We start from the raw sequence: 1,063 nt of genomic DNA on the forward strand, positions 1-1,063 counted from the left end.
GCACCCCATTCATCATCGACTAGCACCACTTCGCCACCAGCACGAATAACGTTTTCACGCATGCGCTCGCCAAAGACACCGTTTCGACAAACGATGACTTTGTCACCTTTCTCGATCAAGTTAACGAAACAAGTCTCCATCCCAGCACTGCCTGGAGCAGAAACCGCAAAAGTGAACTCATTTTCGGTTTGAAAAGCGTATTTCAACAGCTGTTTAAGCTCATCCATCATCGCGATAAACAGAGGGTCTAAATGACCAACCGTTGGACGGCTAAGGGCTTGCAATACCTGCGGATAAACATCGGAAGGACCAGGGCCCATTAAAATTCGGTGAGGGGGAATAAAGCTTTGGATCGGCCTGTCAGCTCCTTGATTGCAGTCATTTAGCCTGAAAGAAGTCATTTTTAGAATTATTTGCCATCAAAACATCGTCACTCTTCATGCTTTGCAAGAAAACTCACTTGAATTATTTAACAAGTCGTTCACCAGAAAACAGGAGCCATTTTTATTTCGATTAGCAATACATTCAGGCATCAAAGGTTTCACACTAATGTATTTTGTTGCACACGGCAATTAGCCCTAAGTATAGAGGTCAAACCACTGTCACAATTTCGTTAATAAAAACCATCATTCTGGTTGAAATATTGATTGACATTGTGACGTCAAAACCGTTCAATGTTTGAGCTTTATGTAGAAGAGGAGCACTGCCCAGGCAGATGATTTGTGGAACCGCAATTCCAATACCAATCATTCAGGGGGAGTAGTGCCGAGGTAAGTCAAAATTGCAGGGTTTGGCTTGTCGGTTGACTTGGGTTGAGTCCCATCAACTGTCATCAGCACCGTCTGATGAAGAGCTTCTGAGGGTACATTTTCAAATGACAATCTAACTACCTCTCTTTTTGCTCTGTTCCTTTCCTCACAAAACATTGGATGTGTATATTTTTTAGGAAGTCGTGGGAGAAACGCAGTGAGCGCATTTAACGTAGCTAAATTCGGTGGAACCAGTGTTGCCAATTTTGAGGCAATGAGTCGTTGTGCCACCATCATCGAAAACAATCCAAATA

The 1,063-nt window shown here is 43.1% G+C and carries 1 pseudogene and 1 riboswitch; the pseudogene reads right to left on the reverse strand.

From position 1 onward, the window contains the following. Window positions 1-401, reverse strand: a pseudogene (locus R7E78_RS24615) (alanine--glyoxylate aminotransferase family protein); the annotation flags it as partial. Between the two features lie 284 nt (window positions 402-685). After that, window positions 686-864, forward strand: a riboswitch (Lysine riboswitch). Window positions 865-1,063 lie beyond the last annotated feature (199 nt).

Source organism: Vibrio sp. YT-19(2023), assembly GCF_033337395.1.